Source organism: Acidimicrobiia bacterium (genome assembly GCA_041394025.1).
Classification (GTDB): Bacteria; Actinomycetota; Acidimicrobiia; order IMCC26256; family JAOSJL01; genus JAOSJL01.
The window spans coordinates 288,767-306,439 of the sequence record JAWKJA010000003.1 but is presented as its reverse complement, the minus strand read 5'-3'; the positions used below and the strand labels follow the sequence as shown (position 1 = coordinate 306,439).

Here is a 17,673-nt window from a genome sequence, read left to right as displayed (position 1 = left end):
GGCGTCAGCCGCCCACGCGGAAGTCCCAGCTGAACGACTCGGAGTCGGCCCGGCTTCCCGTTCGCGGCCAGTACACGACCGTCGCTGTGTGGCGCCCGGGCTCGAAGCGCGAGATCTCCTTGTCCTCGCCGGGGCGGAACTCGATGATCTGGAGGTCGGCGGTGATCATGAGCTGATCCTCGGGGATCTCCGAGCCGTCTATGGCGAGCACGCCGGTCGTGTCGTCGCGCAGGTCGACCTCCACGCTGCTGTTGGAGCTCGTGAGCCCGCCCTCCACCGGCACGATCGCCTCGATCGCCTCCGGCAACGGCTGGCCCTCGTCGCCCTGGTCGGCGGACAGACCCGCCCAGACGATCAGGTTCACGGCCACGAGCAGGCCCGCCACGACGATCACCACCCGCCACGGATTCCGTCGTGCCCCGGACTGCGCCACGGCGCCGACGGTACCCGCCGGTGCCGCGGTCCCGGCCAACGGGGCCGGTACCGTGGGGTCAGCCATGACCGTGAGTGGAGTCTCCGACCTGGTCGGGACGGTTCTCACCGACCGGTACCGGTTGCGCGTCCCCATCGGGACCGGCGGTGGCGGTCGGGTGTACCTCGCCGACGACATCCGGCTGCGCCGCCGCGTGGCCGTCAAGGTGCTGCACGCCGCCCTCGCCGAGGACGCCGGCTTCCTCCGCCGGTTCCGGGCCGAGGCGCAACTGGCGGCCTCGCTGCACCATCCCAACATCATGGCGGTCTACGACTGGGGCCAGGACGGACTGCCGTTCATGGTCCTCGAGTACCTCGCCGGCGGAAGCCTCCGCAGCATGCTCGACGCCGGCGTGCACCTGTCGCCCGCACAGGCGGCCCATGTCGGGCGTGAGGTCGGGGCCGCACTCGAGCACGCGCAACAACGCGGTCTCGTGCACCGCGACATCAAGCCCGCCAACCTCCTCTTCGACGAGCACGGCATCGTGCGCGTCGCCGACTTCGGCCTCGCCCGGGCTCTCGCCGAGGCGAGCTGGACGGAGCCGGCCGGGGCCGTGCTGGGGACGGCGCGCTACGCCGCGCCCGAGCAGGGTCTCGGAACACCACTCGACGGACGCGCCGACCTCTACGCACTGTCGCTCGTGCTGATCGAGGCGGTCACGGGGCGCGTGCCCGGCGTCGCGGACACGCCCATCGGAACACTCGCCGGGCGGGCACAGCGCTCGGTCGTCGCCCCCGAGGAGATGGGACCGCTCGCAGCGGTCGTCGAGAGGGCCGGGCGCGCCGACCCCGACGAGCGCTACCCGGACGCCCGGACGATGCGCGACGCCCTCGAGGCCGCCTCCGAGCAGCTCCCACCGCCGGCGGCGCTCACGCTCGTGGGCGCGGGCGAGGTCGCCACCGACGCCAACCCGACCCAGATGCGGGCCGAGACCTCACACGAGGTCTTCGACCAGGACGCCGATGCGGAGCCCATCGGGCCCGAGCCGGCCGTCACCACGTCCACCGGGCGGCGTGTCGCCCCGTGGATCGTCGCGGCCGTGATCCTCATGGCCCTGGCCGCAGCGGCGTTCGCGCTGGTGCAGAGCCCGGCGTCGACGGTGCCGGCACCCCAGCTCGTCGGGTTGAGCACCGACGCAGCCGAACAGGTCGCCGACGAGACGGGACTGTCGCTCGACGTCGTGGAGGAGGTGGAGGCCGCCGAGCCCGCCGGCACGGTCCTGGAGCAGAGGCCGGTGGCCGGGGCGTTCATGAACGAGGACGGGACCGTCGACCTCGTGGTGTCGGCCGGCCCACCACCCGTGGCCGTCCCGACCCTCGAGGGGCTCGCCGTCGCCGACGCGGTCCGTGAGATCGAGGACGCCGGTTTCATCGTGGGCGAGCAGTCGCGAGAGCCCTCCGAGACCGTTCCCTTCGACACGGTCATCAGCCAGGACCCGGCCGCCGGTGAGGAGATCGCCGGTGGGTCGACGATCAACATCCTCATCAGTGACGGGCCTCCGCTACGGACGATCCCGGCGCTGTCGGGAGCGACGTTCGACGACGCCGCGGCGCAGCTGGCCGACCTGGGCCTCGAGGTGGCGCGCACAGACGAGTTCAGCGATGACGTGGCCGAGGGATCGGTGATCTCCACGAGTCCCGGGGCCGGCGAGCAGGCGCGGCGGGGCGACACGGTCACCGTCCAGGTCAGCAAGGGCCCCGACCTCGTGGTCGTCCCGTCGGTCGTCGGGTTGGGGATCGACGCCGCCACGGCCGCCCTCGAGGACAAGGGCCTCGGCTTCGAGGTGGACACGTCGAACTTCACGCCCGGCGCCGCCGTGGCGACCCAGAGTGAGGCAGCCGACACCGAGGTGAAGCGCGGCACCGTCGTCACGATCTCGTTCTGACGAGCCCGAGGCGAGGCAAAGGGAACCCGAGACGAGGCAAAGCGAAATAGCACGGGTGTCGCCGGGGGGGCTAGCCCGGAGCTTCGTCCGAAGGGTCCCTCTTTGACCGCGGGCTTTCGGAGGCTGCGAAAAAAAGTTTCGGCGTCCCCGCACTTCTCGCGCGCACAGTGGCGAGTGCGCCCGGCCTTGTTCCGTGGGGGATCTCCCGCCCGCGGCGCCCGACTCATAGCCCGATCGGGCTATCAGTCCATAGGGTTGACCTTCCCAGAGGTCAATGTTTCCCTGACCTTCTGGCGAAATCACTGATCTGGTCACCGCCCATGGAAAGACATAGTCGACACGGAGGACGGTCGGGCCACACGGGTGATAGCGCAGATAGTGGTCACAAAGGGACAGACGTGGAACTGCACACCGGCCGGACCGGGGACATGACACACCGAGCACACGACATCGGGGGAACGACCACACGGGGGGAGCGGCCATGATCGTGCGCCGACCCTCGACGGGGGCCACGACGGCACCGGCCGTCAACCGTCCCGGCAACGGCTACGGACGCCCCGCCTCACGGCCCGGGCCGGCCCGGGCCTGGAACGCGGAGGCACTCGCCTGGCGTCGCTCGCAGAGCTCCGAGCGCGACTTCGCGGGACTGCTCGGTCACCCCGCCGAGATCGACCTCACCGACCCGGCCACGACCACCACCGGAGTCGACGACCGCGTCTGACCATAGGCTCGAGCGCACCCGACGTGACTGCGACCCGACCGGGTCGCGGCACCCGGGTCGCCCATGACGAAGCCTCCGACACGCGACGCCACTCCCCACGACGACATCGGCCCCGACGCGCCACTACTCGGGGAGTTCCCCGGAACCGAGGAGGTTCCCGGCGTCGCCTGGACGACGCTCTGGCGTGAGCGGGCTCACCGACGCGTTGCACGCTCCGACCACTACCGCTGGTGGGTCCTGTGCTCCGTGCTCACGGGCGTCTTCGCAACCGGCTTCACGATCACCGTGCTGGCCGTGGCCATACCCGAGATCGCCGACGACCTGGGGTCGAGCGACACCACGCTGACGTGGGTGGTCACCGGACCGTTTCTCGCCCATGCCCTCGGGATGCCGCTGCTCGGGCGGTTGGGTGACCGGAGTGGCCACCGTCAGGTGTACCTGTGGGGCCTCGGTCTCTTCATGGTGTTCACCGGCCTCACCGCGTTCGCCTGGAGCGCGGCGTCGCTCATCGCCTTGCGTATCGTCGGTGGATTCGAGGGGGCTGCGACGGGCCCGAGCTCGATGGCGCTCATCATGCACGCCTTCACACCGGAGGACCGCGTACGGGCCATGGGGTGGTGGGCGCTGGTCGGTGCCGGTGCCCCGGTCGTGGGGATCGTCGTGGGCGGCCCGCTCATCGAGGCCGTGGGGTGGCGGGTCATCTTTCTTGCCCAACTGCCCCTGCTCGCTCTGGCCTGGGTCATCTCCTCGGTGGTTCTCCGGGAGACCCCGAAACGGGACGATGTCACGATCGACGTGCGGGGCGCGCTGCTGCTCGCCGCGACAGCCGTTCCGCCGCTGCTGGCGCTGAACGTCGCCCGTGCCGTCGGATGGGGCTCGCCGCTGACGGTCAGCCTCTTCCTCCTGGCACCGCTGTTCGCCTACCTGTTCGTGCGCGTCGAGTCGCGAGCCGACGACCCGATCCTGCCCCTCGACTTCTTCGGTCGCCGGAACTTCACAGCTCCCCTCATCGCACAGAGCGCCAACCAGTTCGCCTACATGGGTGGGTTCATCGTGACGCCGTTGCTGCTCGAGGGTGTCTTCGGTTACACGTTGACGGTGACGGGTCTCGTGATGCTGAGCCGGCCGTTGTCGTACAGCCTGTCGGCGCCGCCCGCCGGGTATGTGGCGGTGAAGGTCGGCGAGCGGGCGGCGGCTGTGACCGGCGCGCTGTGCATCGCCCTGTCGATGGTCGTGCTGGCGGCCGGAGCCGGCCTGGAGTCGGTGTGGCTCGTCGTGGTCGGCCTCACGGCGTCGGGTCTCGGGCTCGGGATCGCCTCCCCGAGCCTCATCAGCTCGGTCGCCAACACCGTCGACCTGTCCCGCCAGGGTGTCGCGGGAGCAGCGCAGCAGATGGTCGGGCTGCTCGGGCTGGTGGCGGGGATCCAGGTGGCAGCCACGGTGCAGGGGGGAGGCGATGAGCCGGGGTCGTTCGCGCGCGCCTATCTGGTCGGCGGGGCCGTGGCCGCCGTGGCCGTCGTGGCCGCGGGGTTCGTGCGGTCGGCCGACCGGACCCGCGAGATCGTGGCGGGCGAAGCGCCCGGCTGAGCCCGGCGTCCTACTCGGTGATGGCCTGGAGAGTCTCGGCGATCCCGCGTGCGCGCGGACCCGTCTCATTGTCCTGGACGACGAACATCAGCTTGGTGAGGTCGCCCTGCACGGTGACCTTCCCCGCCATGAACGCGGCGAGTGCTGCCTGACCGTCGCCGGACACGAACACGTCCTTGGCCGTCACGTAGTCGACGGTGATCGACAGGTCGGCTTCTGCGTCGTGCTCACGTCCCCAGAGGGGAGTGCCGTCGCGGGAGCCGACATGGAGTTCACGAACCTGGTCGAACGGCGTCTCGGTGACCGTGAGGTTCATGACGACATCGGAGGCCGGGCCCGTGTGCCCGGCGGTGGCGTGGTCGGTGAGGATCTCGTGGACGGCGTCGAACCAGTCGTCCGACAGAAACGGGTGCGTCGGCATTCGTGGTGCGTGTCCCCTCTGAGTCGAGCGTCGCCGAGGCCGGGACGTGACAGTCGGTCCCCGACCGCTCGCATCATACGCCGCGACGCTGCGGGCGACTCCGGCATGGCACGCCGGGTCGGACGCCCCTTCGCGCCGCCGGTACGATCCGGCCATGTCCGGCGAGCAAATCTCCCGCAAGGACGTCGAGCACGTGGCCCGCCTGGCGCGCCTGGCCCTCACCGACGACGAGGTGGCGCTGTTCGCGGAGCAGCTCTCGGGCATCCTCGAGCACGCGGCGCGGGTCTCGGCACTGCCGACCGACGGTGTTCCACCGAGTACCCATCCGATCCTGTTGCGCAACGTGCTACGCCCCGACACGGTGAGGGCGAGCCTCGATCGCGACGCGGTTCTCGCCGAGGCCCCTGACGCCGATGACGGGCGCTTCCGTGTTCCCAGGATCCTCGGGGACGAGCCCCCCGTCGGCGACGAGGCCCCGTGAGCACCGGCGGGGTGGAGGATCTGGCGGCCCGGATCCGATCGGGGGCCCGGAGCGCACGGGAGGTCACCGAGGAGGCGCTGGGCGCCATCGAGGACCGCGACGGTGAGCTCTCGGCCTTCCTTCACGTGGCCGCCGACGAGGCGCGCCGCACGGCCGACGGCATCGACGAGACCGTGCGCTCGGGCGACGATCCCGGCCCGCTCGCCGGTGTCCCCGTCGCGGTCAAGGACAACTTCTGCACGGCAGGTGTCCCGACGACGTGTGGCTCGAGGATCCTCGACGGGTGGCGCCCTCCGTACTCGGCCACCGCGGTGCGGCGTCTCCTGGGTGCGGGCGCGGTCATCGTCGGCAAGACGAACCTCGACGAGTTCGCCATGGGGAGCTCCACGGAGAACTCGGCGTTCGGCGCCACACGCAATCCGCACGACCCCGACCGTGTTCCGGGCGGGTCGAGCGGCGGAAGCGCGGCGGCGGTGGGCGCCGACCTCGTCCCGCTGGCCTTCGGGTCCGACACCGGCGGCTCGATCCGCCAGCCGGCCGCCTTCTGCGGCGTCGTCGGCGTGAAACCCACCTACGGTGCGGTCTCACGCTACGGACTCGTGGCGTTCGCCAGCAGTCTCGACCAGATCGGGCCCTTCGGTGCCGGCGTGCGCGACGCCGCCGTGGGCCTCGAGGTCGTGGCGGGTCACGACCCCGCCGATTCGACGTCGATCCGCGAGGACGCGCCCGACATCACCGCCGGGTTGGAGGACGGCGTCGCGGGACTTCGGGTCGGGTTGATCCGTGAGCTGACCGGGGTGGAGGGTGTCGCTCCCGAGGTGTCCACCGCCACCACCAACGCCGCCGCGGCGCTCGAGGCAGCGGGTGCGCACGTCGACGAGGTGTCGGTACCGAGCGCCGAGTACGCGCTGTCGGCCTACTACCTCCTGGCTCCCGCAGAGGCGTCGAGCAACCTCGCGCGTTTCGACGGTGTCCGCTACGGGCTGCGCGTCGACGCCGACGAGGTCGAGGAGATGAACCGGAAGACCCGCGCCGCGGGATTCGGCGCCGAGGTGAAACGGCGGATCATGCTCGGCACCTACGCCCTGTCGGCGGGCTACTACGACGCCTACTACGGACGGGCACAGCGCGTGCGCACGCTCGTGATCCGTGAGTTCCGGGAGGCCTACACCGACCACGACGTGCTGCTGTCGCCCACCTCGCCCACGACGGCGTTCGCGCAGGGGGAGCGGGTCGACGATCCCCTGTCGATGTACCTGAGCGACGTGTGCACCGTGGCGTCCAACCTGTCCGGAGACCCCGCGATGAGTGTGCCCTTCGGTACCGACGCAGAAGGGCTCCCGATCGGCGTGCAGGTCCTCGCACCAGCTCTCGGCGAACCCGTGATGTTCCGGGCCGCCCGGGCCATCGAGCAGGCGGCTCCCGACACCGGCGACGGGGTGGCGACGTGACGTACGAAGCCGTCATCGGCCTCGAGGTCCATGTCGAGCTGTCGACTGTTACGAAGCTCTTCTGCGGGTGCCCCAACGAGTTCGGCGCCGAGGCCAACACCCACGTCTGTCCCGTGTGCCTGGGGCTGCCCGGCTCGCTGCCGGTTCTCAACGAGGCGGTGGTGGAGTACGCGTTGCGCGTGGGTGAGGCGATGGGCTTCACCGTGCCCGAGGAGTCGATCTTCGCCCGGAAGAACTACTTCTACCCCGACATGCCCAAGGACTTCCAGATCAGCCAGTACGACGACCCGATCTGTGTCGACGGTCACCTCGAGGTCGACGGGCAGCGGATCGGCATCGAGCGTGCGCACATCGAGGAGGACACCGGCAAGACCACCCACGTGGGTGGTGGAGGCCGCATCCACGACGCCCGGCACTCACTGGTCGACTACAACCGCGCCGGTGTTCCCCTCCTCGAGATCGTGAGCCGTCCCGACATCCGCAGTGCCGAGCAGGCACGCGGTTACGCCGAGGAGCTGCGCGCCGTCCTCACGGCGATCCACGTCTCGGACGTGAAGATGGAGGAGGGCTCGATGCGCATCGACGCCAACGTCTCCGTCCGGCCCTCGGGCACCTCGGAGCTCGGCACCAAGGTCGAGGTGAAGAACATGAACTCGCTGCGGTCGCTGACGCGGGCGATCGACTTCGAGATCCATCGCCAGTCGGAGATCCTCGACGCCGGCGAGCGCGTCGTACAGGAGACCCGCCACTGGAACGAGGACGACGGTCGCACGCACGGCATGCGCTCGAAGGAGGAGGCGTTCGACTACCGCTACTTCCCCGAGCCCGACCTCGTCCCGGTGGCTCCCACCGACGACATGCGAAAGTCCGTCCGCGCGACGATGCCGGAGCTCCCCGCCGCTCGGCGACAGCGCTTCGTCGATGAGTGGGGGATCGCCGACCACGACGCCCGGGTACTCGTCGGAGATCCGGCCCTGGCCGACTACGCCGAACGGGCGGTCGACGCGCTCGACGGCGGCGATGCGCGCGACGTGGTGAACTGGGCCACGGGTGGCGTGCTGGCACATCTCAACGAGACCGGGCTGTCGGCCGAGGTCCTGCCCCTGGCACCCGACGGTCTGGCGGAGCTCGTGGGCCTGGTTGCGAACGGCACGCTGTCGCGCAAGCTCGCCCAGGACGTTCTCGGTGAGGCGCTCACCGACGGGAGGCGTCCCGGTGACATCGTGGAGGAGCGGGGACTCGCCCAGGTGAGCGACGAGGGCGAGCTGGCGTCGGTTGTCGACGGTCTCATCGCCGACAACCCCGACGAGGTGGCGCGCTATCGCGAGGGCGACGACACGACGAGGAAGAAGCTCCGCGGTTTCTTCATGGGTCAGGCCATGAAGGCCACGAAGGGCCAGGGGAATCCCCGGCTCCTCAACCAACTCCTGGACGAACGCCTTTCCTGAGGCCGGACCTTCGTCTGCTTCGTCTCGGGGGCCGCAGGGTACGTGAGGCCCTACCCGTCGCCGCGGGCCTTGAAGTCCGCCAGGATCGCCTGCCAACGGTCACGTCCCACCCCACCGGGAGGGTGGATGGCGATCCGGTCGACGATGTCGCCATAGCGGTCGTCGATCAACGCCGGTAGTTCCTCGGGCGCGCCGGTGACGGCGACGGCGTCGAGCAGATCGTCGTCGACCAACTCGCCCATCTCCTCCCATCGGCCCTGCTTCGACATGATGTTGAGCTCGCCCTGGAGATCACCCCACCCGTGGGTCTCGAGGACAGACCGGTAGGCGGGCGTGGAGGCGTAGAAGGCCATCTGCTGCCGCGCACCACGCGCCGCGGCCTCGCGCTGCTCGTCGGTGTCGCCCGACACGACGAAGAGCGGCCACGAGATCTCGAAATCCTCGCGCTTCCGACCGCTGAGCGCGAAGCCCTGCTCGAGGGCGGGCATCGTCGTTTCGCGAAGGAACCTCGCCGTGCTGAACGGGTGGACGAGAAAGCCGTCGGCCACCTCACCGGCGACCCGGGTCATCACGGGTCCGACCCCGGCGATGACGACCTTCGGCGTTCCGAACGAGTTGGGCCCCGGGTCGAAGAACGGCGTCATGAGCGTGTGGGTGTAGAACTCGCCGCGGAAGTCGAGGTCGGCACCGTTCTGCCAGCAGTCCCAGATCGCCCGCAGGGCGAGAACCATCTCGCGCATCCGGGCCGCGGGCTTCGACCACGGCATGGAGAAGCGCTTCTCGATGTGCGGCTTGATCTGTGAGCCGAGCCCGAGGACGAACCGTCCCTTCGATGCGGCGTGCAGGTCGTAGCCGATGTTGGCGAGGATCATCGGGTTGCGCGCGAAGGCGACGGCGATGGCGGTGGTGAGCTCGAGTCGTTCGGTGTGCTCGGCGGCCCGCAGGAGCGGGAAGAACGGGTCGTGAGGCCCCTCGAAGGTGAAGAGCCCGTCGTAGCCCAGTGCCTCCAGGTCCCGGGCGTTGTCGGCCACGTCGCCGAGGTCGTTCACCAACGCCGAGTCGACCTTCATCGTGTACAGCCTTCCATCGTGGTGAGCCCGCCCCTGGTTGGGTTGGTGCGCTCACGTTCGCATAGGCCACACGACTGCACCAACCCGGCGGAGGGCCTGACGGTACGCTGAGCGCATGGCCAACGACGACACGACTCCGACCAACGATCACGGCACGAAGATTCACAGCTTCGAGGTCACCGACGGCATGGAACGGGCGCCGGCACGGGCCATGCTGCGCGCCGTCGGCATGACCGACGACGACTTCCCCAGGGCCCAGGTCGCCGTGGCGTCGTCGTGGAACGAGGTCACGCCCTGCAACCTGCCGCTCGACCGGCTGGCCAAGCGGGCCAAGGACGGGATCCGTGCCGCCGGCGCGTTTCCGATCGAGTTCGTCACCATCGCCGTGTCCGACGCCATCTCGATGGGCCACGAGGGCATGCGGGGATCGCTCGTGAGCCGCGAGATCATCGCCGACTCTGTCGAGTGCATGATGCACGCCGAACGGTTCGACGCCCTCGTCACGTTCGCCGGGTGCGACAAGAGCCTCCCGGGGATGCTCATGGCGGCAGCCCGGTGCAATGTGCCCTCCACCTTCCTCTACGGCGGATCGATACTTCCCGGCCACCTGGGCGATGAGACCCTCGACATCGTCAGTGTGTTCGAAGCCGTCGGTGCCTGCGCCGCCGGGACGATCGACCAGTCCGAGCTCGACCAGATCGAGCGCAACGCCTGCCCCGGCGAGGGTGCCTGCGCCGGGATGTTCACGGCCAACACCATGGCGTCGGTGGCCGAAGCGCTCGGTATGAGCCTTCCGGGATCGGCCACCCCTGCGGCCGTCGACCGTCGCCGCGACGAAGCCGCCTTCCAATCGGGTCAGGCCGTCGTCCGCCAGCTCGAGGCCGGTATCCGCCCGCGGCAGATCCTCACCAAGGAGGCTTTCGAGAACGCCATCGCGGTGACCATGGCGCTCGGTGGTTCCACCAACGCCGTGTTGCACCTGTTGGCGATCGCCCGCGAGGCGCAGGTCGATCTCGGGCTCGACGACTTCAACCGAGTCGGCTCGCGGGTGCCCCACATCGCCGACACGAAGCCACACGGCCAGTACCACATGTTCGATGTCGACCGGGTCGGTGGCGTGCCGGTCGTGATGCGCGAGCTGCTCGACGCAGGCCTGCTGCACGGCGACTGCCTCACCGTCACGGGCCGCACCGTGGCGGAGAACCTCGACGACCTCGACCCTCCTGCCCCCGACGGTGAGGTCATCCGCCCGCTCTCGTCGCCCATCCACGTGCTGGGGGGCATCGCGGTCCTGCGCGGGTCTCTGGCCCCCGAGGGCGCCGTCGTGAAGGTCGCAGGGATCGACGAGCTCCGCTTCGAAGGCACCGCACGGGTCTTCGACGGCGAGGACCTGGCGATGGAGGCGATCCTCGCCGGGAGCATCAACGCAGGCGACATCGTCGTGATCCGCTACGAGGGCCCCAAGGGCGGGCCGGGGATGCGCGAGATGCTGGCCGTCACCGGCGCCATGAAGGGCGCCGGGCGTGGCTCCGACGCGGCGTTGATCACCGACGGGCGCTTCTCGGGGGGAACGCACGGCTACTGCGTTGGTCACGTGGCGCCCGAGGCCGTCGACGGTGGGCCGATCGCCCTCGTTGCCGATGGCGACCGCATCGTCATCGACGCCGAGGCGCACACGATCGAGCTCCTGGTCGACGCCTCGGAGCTCGAGAGACGCCGGGCCGACTGGAAGTGCCCCGAGCCCCGCTACACGACCGGATTCCTGGCCAAGTACGCCAAGCTCGCGTCGGGTGCCCAGGACGGCGCCATCACGACCCCGTGACCACGCCCTCCCGGCCGGCGTCGACGGTGGCGTCGCTCGCTGCGACGACGCGGTTGCGCCCCTGTTCCTTCGCCTCGTAGAGAGCGGCATCGGCCCGACGTGCGAGGGAGGCGAGGTCCTCGGCGCGTCGCGACCCGGCCACCCCCACGCTCACGGTGAAGGGTGGGACGGTGCCCTCGTGCAGCGCCAACGCCAGGTGTTCCCGGAGTCGCTCGAGCGTACGAACCGCCTCGCGAACGGTCGCGTCGGTGATCACGATCGCGAACTCCTCACCGCCGTAGCGGCAGGCCAGATCGACGGGCCGGAGGCTGGAGCGCGTCACGTCGGCGAAGAGGCGGAGCGCGCGGTCACCCGCGTCGTGACCGTGTGTGTCGTTGAGTCGCTTGAAGTGGTCGAGGTCGGCCATGGCGAACACGAACGGGGTCCCGTCGTTGCGCAGGACCCGGAGCTTGCTCTCGAGGCTGCGACGGTTCAGGAGGCCCGTGAGACCGTCGGTCGAGGCCTGGAGCTGGGTCTCGGCCATGATCCGGAGCATGCCGACACGTTGTCCGACCTGCTGGGCGATCGACTCCAGATTCGACACCGTGCGTGCGTCGTCGGGCAGTCGGGCCCCGTGGAGTACATGCACGACGCCCGTGGTCTTGCCCATGATCGACACGGGAACGCAGGTCGCCGAGCGGCAGCTCGTGTCGAGACCGTCGGCGCGCAGCCGGAGCTTGGGGCACGCGTCGATGTCGGCGGCGTCGCCGAACCTGAGGGCCTGGGAGGTGCGCGCGGCGGGGCATTCATCCGTCGATCGGACCGGGCACCCCGGTGAGGCAGCGTCGGGGGCGGACACCGCCACACGCCGGAGCTCGCCGTCGACGTGCGAAGCGAGGAGGAGCTCGGCTCTCGCGTCGGGTACCGCCGTGAGGAGCGCCCGCTCCGTGAGCTCCAGGGCATCCTCCTCGCTCTGCGACATCTCCAGCGCCACGTTCAGGTCGCGTTCGAACTGACGGCGCTCGGCATCGGCGCGGAACTCGGCTTCACGTTCCTTGTCCGCTGCCCGTCGCCGGTGCATCGCTTTCTCGTAGGGCCGGACGATCACGACACCGACGATCGCAACGCCGATCACGGAGCTGATGCACGCGACGAGCAACGCACGGGCGATACCGTCGGGACCGCCCACAGTCTCGTTCGCGGCCAGCACGGCGACGAAGACGGCGATGAAGATGCCCACGGACGGCAGGTACTGGCCGAGGACGGAGGCGTACCGGCCGCGGCGCCTCATGATGCACCGCCGACGGCGTCGTCGGAGTTGGCGTCCGCATCGGCGACGAGTGTCAGGCTGCCGGCATCGACGGCGTCGCCCCACACGACGATGCGGTCACCGCCCTGCTCCCGTGCGGCCCGCAACGCTGTCTCGGCGCGAACGAGGAGGTCGTTGAGGTCTCCACCGGACCCTGGCCCGACCACACCGCAGCTGATGCGAAGCCGGCTGTCGCTTCCGTCCTGTTCCCGCGTCACGAGCGAGTCACGGACCCGTGCGAGCACGTGGAGCATGTCATCGCTGTCGGCGTCCGGGACGGCAACGAGGAACTCCTCACTTCCCCGACGGGCGACGATGTCCTCCGGTCGAACGGTCGAGCGCAGGACATCGGCGAACGTCCGGAGAAGCTGCTCGCTCGTGGCCGTGCCCTGCTCGTCGCGGGTCCGTGCAAAACCGTCGATCTCGCACAGCGCCAGGGCGAAGTCCCGGTTGTCGGCGCGTAGGGATCGCAGCTTCTCCTCCATCGCACGACGGTTGAACAGACCGGTGAGCTCGTCGGTCGTGGCCTGGAGACTCGTCTCCGCCATCACGCGGAGGAGACCGAGACGTCCACCCGCCTCCTTCGCCAGGACCTGGAGGCGGTCGACCGTCAGGTCGTCGACCTCCTCACCCGCCGGCCCCGTGGAGTGGAGAACGCCGACGGTACGACCCATGACGGCGACCGGGACGCACGTGGCCGAGATCTCCCCCTCGGGACGCCCGCGGAGATGCGGGCACGCCGTCAACTGCTCGCTGCTCGCGAACCCCATGACGTGGGCTCCACGTGTCGCGACGCAGCCGTCGGGCGACTGAACCGGGCACGAGGCCTCTGTGTCGTCGCACACCGTGTGCGTCATCCGCGTGAGGTGGGCATGGCTGTTGTCGGCCAACAGGAACTCGGCGGCGCGGTCGGGCAACGTGAGCTCCAGAGCGTTCTTCACCACCGCCATGGCGTCGTCCTCGGAGTCGGCCATCTCGAAGGCACGGGCGAGTTGTGTGTCGAAATCACGTTTCTGCGCCGCCCGGTACATCTCCCGCTCACGCGCCAGCGTCGTGGCGCGGAGGCGGATCGATCGCCGGAGTACGACCGCACGGAGAACGACGACTGACACGGGAGCCACGATCGCCACGAGGAGTGCTGCGGTGATCAGCGCCAGGCCCACACCAGCCTCGACGGACGGGAGGATCAGGTGAGCGAGGACGCCGGCGAGGACGCACGCGACAGCCGTGATGGCGAGGGTGGGGAGGATCGCGCGGTTGAGCATCGCGACCACGACCTCGCGTGCCTCTGCGCGATCGCGGCTGGTCACCCGGACGTCCAACGCGATGGGTGGGTCACCGTCGGGCGCGTGCGTGGTGTCCGGCACCGTGCCCCCGTTCTCGAACTGTCGGGTGTGCTGATGTACTACTCGGCGCCCGACGGCCCGATCTGAACGAATGCGGCTCTGGAAACGCCACGATGTGACCATTGGAGAAACGCGACATTCCGACTTGCGGGTGTCGGCACCACCGTGCACAATGGTCAGTCCATGGACACGACCACCTGCGCCGCCCCTGCTCCGCTTCTCGTAGTTCCGTAGCGTACGGAGCGCTCCGGCGCGTCCGTACGCTGACCCACCCCTCGCCCGTGGCGGGGGGTTTTTCGTGCCCGGATCCCGAGACCCCGACCGACCCGAAACGACCGAGACGAGAAAGGTTGCAGCCATGCAACTCACCGGCGCCCAGGCCCTGATCAAGAGCCTCGAGATGATGGAGGTGGAGGTGATGTTCGGCCTCCCCGGCGGAGCGATCCTGCCGGTCTACGACCCTCTCATCGAGTCGTCGATCCGCCACGTCCTCGTGCGCCACGAGCAGGGCGCCGGGCACATGGCGGAGGGCTACGCGCAGGTCACGGGCCGTCCGGGTGTGGCGATGGTCACGAGCGGCCCCGCGGCCACCAACATCGTGACACCGCTCGCCAACGCCATGCTCGACTCGACCCCCCTCGTGGTCATCACGGGCCAGGTGCCGACGACAGCGATCGGTTCCGACGCCTTCCAGGAGTGCGACACGACCGGGATCACGATGCCGGTCACGAAGCACAACTGGCTCATCACCGACGCTGCCGACATCCCCACCGTGATCACGGAGGCCTTCCACGTCGCGACGACGGGCCGTCCCGGGCCTGTTGTCATCGACGTTCCCAAGGACGTGTCCAACCAGCAGATGGAGTGGTACTGGCCGGACTCGGTCGACATGCCCGGCTACCGGCCGACGACCCGTGGTCATCCGCGCATGATCAAGGAGGCGGCCCGCCTGATCGTGGAGTCGGAGCGCCCGGTCATCTACGCCGGCGGGGGGATCCTCAAGGCCCGTGCCGCCGAAACGCTGCGGGAGCTGGCCGAACTCACCGACATCCACGTCGTGACGACGCTCATGGCCCGGGGAGCGTTCCCCGACGACCATGAGCTGGCCCTCGGGATGCCCGGCATGCACGGCAACTACACGGCGGTCACGGCCATCCAGAAGTGCGACCTGCTGCTGGCGCTCGGTTCACGGTTCGACGACCGCGTCACCGGCAAGGTGGACGCCTTCGCACCCGATGCCATGGTCGTGCACGTCGACATCGACCCTGCGGAGGTCGGGAAGGTCCGACGACCCGACGTGCCGATCGTGGGTGATGCGCGCAACGTCATCGAGGGGATCGTCGCCGAGACGAAGAAGCTCCTCTCGGACGGGCCGTTGTGCGACCGGACGAGCTGGGACCGGCAGATCGACGAGTGGAAGCGCGAGTTCCCCCTCGTCTACGACCAGGTCGACTCGGGCCCCCTCAAGCCGCAGTACTGCCTCGAGCAGCTGCGCGACCTGTCGCCCGAGGGCACCATCGTCGTGGCGGGTGTCGGCCAGCACCAGATGTGGACCAGCCAGTACTGGCGCTTCAACGAGCCCTACACCTTCGTGAACTCCGGCGGCCTCGGGACGATGGGCTTCGCCGTGCCGGCTGCTGTCGGCGCCAAGGCGGGGATGCCGGAGCGGACCGTGTGGGCCGTGGACGGCGACGGCTGCTTCCAGATGACCGCCCAGGAGCTCGTGACGGCGGCGGCCGAGCAGATCCCGGTGAAGATCGCCATCTTGAACAACGCCTACCTCGGCATGGTCCGGCAGTGGCAGGAGCTGTTCTACGAGGAGCGCTACAGCGAGGTGTACCTGTCGCCCGACCTCCCCGATTACGTCAAGTGGGCCGAAGCCATGGGATGTGTGGGATTCCGTGTCGACAGCCCCGCCGACGTGGCGCCCACCATCGAGAAGGCCAACGCAATCAACGACCGCCCGGTGGTCATCGACTTCCGGGTCGACTACACCGAGAAGGTGTACCCGATGGTTCCCGCGGGCGGCGCGAACGACGACATCATCCTGGGGCCCGCACACGGGGAGGGTGGTCACTGATGCTGACCCGGCACCACATCCTGAGCGTTCTCGTGCAGAACAGGCCCGGCGTCCTCTCGCGAGTCTCGGGGCTCTTCTCCCGACGTGGTTTCAACATCTTCTCGCTGGCCGTGAGCCCCACGGAGGACGAGCGCGTGAGCCGGATGACGATCGTCGTCGACGTGGAGTCCACACCCCTCGAGCAGATCACCAAGCAGCTCAACAAGCTGGTCCCCGTGATCAAGATCGTGGAGCTCGCACCGAGCGACGCGGTGGAGCGCGAGCTCATGCTCGTCACGGTGAAGGCGTCGGGCGATGCGCGCAGCCATCTCAGTGATCTCACGTCGATCTTCGAGGCCAAGATCGACGACGTCGGCCACGACACGCTCACCGTGATGGTGGCGGGGGATCCCGACAAGCTCGACGCTCTCACCGACCTGCTCAACCCGTTCGGCATCGTCGAGCTCCAGCGCACCGGCCGGATCGCGCTCCCGCGCCTCGTTCGCGCGCCGACCGCCCTGCACGCCGTCAAGAACCAACCGGGCTGAGACCTGCCCGACCCGAGGCTCCGAGGAGGAGACATGCCCGCCACGATCTACTACGACGCCGACGCCGACCCGGCGCTCATCGAAGGCCGCAAGGTGGCCATCCTGGGCTACGGGTCGCAGGGGCACGCCCACGCCCTGAACCTCAAGGAGTCAGGGGTCGACGTGCGCGTCGGGTTGCGTGAGGGCTCGCGCTCGCGGGCCAAGGCCGAGGAGGCCGGGCTCCGTGTGCTGTCGACAGCTGAGGCGTGCCGCGAGGCCGATGTGATCATGGTGCTGCTCCCCGACACCGAGCAGGCCCGTGTCTACGCGGAGGACATCGAACCCAATCTAGAGAACGGCGACGCCCTCGCCTTCGCCCACGGTTTCAATATCCACTTCGACCAGATCGACCCGCCGGCAGGAATCGACGTGTGGATGATCGCCCCCAAGGGTCCCGGCCACCTTGTACGGCGGACGTTCGAGGAGGGCGGTGGTGTGCCCTCGCTCGTCGCGGTGCACGCCGATGAGTCGGGGAAAGCGAAGGAGACAGCGCTCTCGTACGCCCGTGCCATCGGAGGCACCCGGGCGGGTGTGCTCGAGACCACGTTCGAGGAGGAGACCGAAACCGATCTCTTCGGTGAGCAGGTCGTTCTCTGCGGTGGTGTCGTGGAGCTGATCAAGGCGGGCTTCGACACGTTGGTCGACGCCGGGTACCAGCCCGAGTCGGCGTACTTCGAGACGCTGCACGAGGTGAAGCTCATCGTCGACCTCATCTACGAGGGCGGCATCACGAACATGCGGTACTCGATCTCTGACACCGCCGAGTACGGCGACATGACCCGCGGGCCGCGTGTGATCACCGAGGAGACCCGCGCCGAGATGCGCCGCATCCTCGACGAGATCCGCAGCGGCCGCTTCGCCACCGAGTGGATCAACGAGAACCGGGCGGGTCGTCCGACCTACAAGGCGCTCCAGCGCCGGGGGGCCCAGCACCCGGTGGAAGACGTCGGGGAGCGGCTGCGGGCGATGATGCCCTGGATCGGAGCGGGCAAGGCGCGTCCGAGCGACGTCTCCGGCGGTTGAGCGCCCTCCAGC

15 protein-coding genes are annotated in these 17,673 nt (G+C 69.4%); 10 read left to right on the top strand and 5 right to left on the bottom strand.

Annotated elements, in window-relative coordinates; translation table 11 throughout:
* Positions 1-4: 4 nt before the first annotated feature.
* Complete coding sequence (locus R3A49_08870; protein MEZ5170841.1) at positions 5-499, bottom strand: hypothetical protein; 495 nt, start codon at positions 497-499, stop codon at positions 5-7.
* On the opposite strand from R3A49_08870, the gene R3A49_08865 reads away from it, so the two are divergent.
* The 3 genes from R3A49_08865 (at position 498) to R3A49_08855 (ending at position 4,665) form a co-directional block, all read left to right on the top strand.
* On the top strand, positions 498-2,357 hold the full coding sequence (locus R3A49_08865) for a PASTA domain-containing protein (GenBank protein MEZ5170840.1): 1,860 nt from the start codon (positions 498-500) through the stop codon (positions 2,355-2,357). The genes R3A49_08870 and R3A49_08865 overlap by 2 nt on opposite strands.
* Before the next feature lie 481 nt (positions 2,358-2,838).
* Positions 2,839-3,078 (top strand): hypothetical protein, encoded by a 240-nt coding sequence (locus tag R3A49_08860; protein MEZ5170839.1) that lies wholly within the window; start codon positions 2,839-2,841, stop codon positions 3,076-3,078.
* Between the two features lie 63 nt (positions 3,079-3,141).
* Entirely contained in the window at positions 3,142-4,665 is a 1,524-nt protein-coding gene (locus tag R3A49_08855; protein MEZ5170838.1) for an MFS transporter, read from the top strand.
* 10 nt (positions 4,666-4,675) lie between these two features.
* On the opposite strand, the gene R3A49_08850 is transcribed toward R3A49_08855, so the two are convergent.
* Positions 4,676-5,086: a hypothetical protein gene (locus R3A49_08850; protein ID MEZ5170837.1), complete on the bottom strand. Its 411-nt coding sequence runs from the start codon at positions 5,084-5,086 to the stop codon at positions 4,676-4,678.
* A 154-nt stretch (positions 5,087-5,240) separates the two neighbouring features.
* On the opposite strand from R3A49_08850, the gene gatC reads away from it, so the two are divergent.
* From gatC to gatB, 3 genes are read left to right on the top strand one after another with little or no spacing between them, the layout of a single operon-like run.
* Positions 5,241-5,567 (top strand): Asp-tRNA(Asn)/Glu-tRNA(Gln) amidotransferase subunit GatC, encoded by a 327-nt coding sequence (gene gatC, locus R3A49_08845; GenBank protein ID MEZ5170836.1) that lies wholly within the window; start codon positions 5,241-5,243, stop codon positions 5,565-5,567.
* Positions 5,564-7,018 (top strand): Asp-tRNA(Asn)/Glu-tRNA(Gln) amidotransferase subunit GatA, encoded by a 1,455-nt coding sequence (gatA, locus tag R3A49_08840; GenBank protein ID MEZ5170835.1) that lies wholly within the window; start codon positions 5,564-5,566, stop codon positions 7,016-7,018. Before gatC ends, gatA begins: the two co-directional genes overlap by 4 nt.
* The gene (gatB, locus tag R3A49_08835) at positions 7,015-8,466 is read left to right on the top strand and encodes an Asp-tRNA(Asn)/Glu-tRNA(Gln) amidotransferase subunit GatB (GenBank protein ID MEZ5170834.1); all 1,452 of its coding nucleotides are present in this window, start codon (positions 7,015-7,017) and stop codon (positions 8,464-8,466) included. Before gatA ends, gatB begins: the two co-directional genes overlap by 4 nt.
* Positions 8,467-8,516: 50 nt before the next feature.
* On the opposite strand, the gene R3A49_08830 is transcribed toward gatB, so the two are convergent.
* Positions 8,517-9,536 carry an LLM class F420-dependent oxidoreductase gene (locus R3A49_08830; GenBank protein MEZ5170833.1) on the bottom strand — a complete coding sequence of 340 codons (1,020 nt, stop codon included), beginning with the start codon at positions 9,534-9,536 and terminating at the stop codon, positions 8,517-8,519.
* 115 nt (positions 9,537-9,651) lie between these two features.
* Here R3A49_08830 and ilvD point away from each other — a divergent pair, with 115 nt between their 5' ends.
* The gene (gene ilvD, locus R3A49_08825; protein ID MEZ5170832.1) at positions 9,652-11,358 is read left to right on the top strand and encodes a dihydroxy-acid dehydratase; all 1,707 of its coding nucleotides are present in this window, start codon (positions 9,652-9,654) and stop codon (positions 11,356-11,358) included.
* Here ilvD and R3A49_08820 read toward each other — a convergent pair.
* Positions 11,345-12,628: a sensor domain-containing diguanylate cyclase gene (locus R3A49_08820; protein MEZ5170831.1), complete on the bottom strand. Its 1,284-nt coding sequence runs from the start codon at positions 12,626-12,628 to the stop codon at positions 11,345-11,347. The two genes, ilvD and R3A49_08820, sit on opposite strands and share 14 nt — an antisense overlap.
* Positions 12,625-14,013: a GGDEF domain-containing protein gene (locus tag R3A49_08815; protein MEZ5170830.1), complete on the bottom strand. Its 1,389-nt coding sequence runs from the start codon at positions 14,011-14,013 to the stop codon at positions 12,625-12,627. Before R3A49_08815 ends, R3A49_08820 begins: the two co-directional genes overlap by 4 nt.
* A gap of 277 nt (positions 14,014-14,290) precedes the next feature.
* On the opposite strand from R3A49_08815, the gene R3A49_08810 reads away from it, so the two are divergent.
* The 3 genes from R3A49_08810 to ilvC are packed head-to-tail and all read left to right on the top strand — an operon-like array spanning position 14,291 to position 17,661.
* The gene (locus R3A49_08810; protein MEZ5170829.1) at positions 14,291-16,072 is read left to right on the top strand and encodes an acetolactate synthase large subunit; all 1,782 of its coding nucleotides are present in this window, start codon (positions 14,291-14,293) and stop codon (positions 16,070-16,072) included.
* Positions 16,072-16,599: an acetolactate synthase small subunit gene (gene ilvN / locus R3A49_08805; GenBank protein MEZ5170828.1), complete on the top strand. Its 528-nt coding sequence runs from the start codon at positions 16,072-16,074 to the stop codon at positions 16,597-16,599. Before R3A49_08810 ends, ilvN begins: the two co-directional genes overlap by 1 nt.
* 33 nt (positions 16,600-16,632) lie before the next feature.
* The gene (gene ilvC / locus R3A49_08800; GenBank protein MEZ5170827.1) at positions 16,633-17,661 is read left to right on the top strand and encodes a ketol-acid reductoisomerase; all 1,029 of its coding nucleotides are present in this window, start codon (positions 16,633-16,635) and stop codon (positions 17,659-17,661) included.
* Positions 17,662-17,673: the final 12 nt, after the last annotated feature.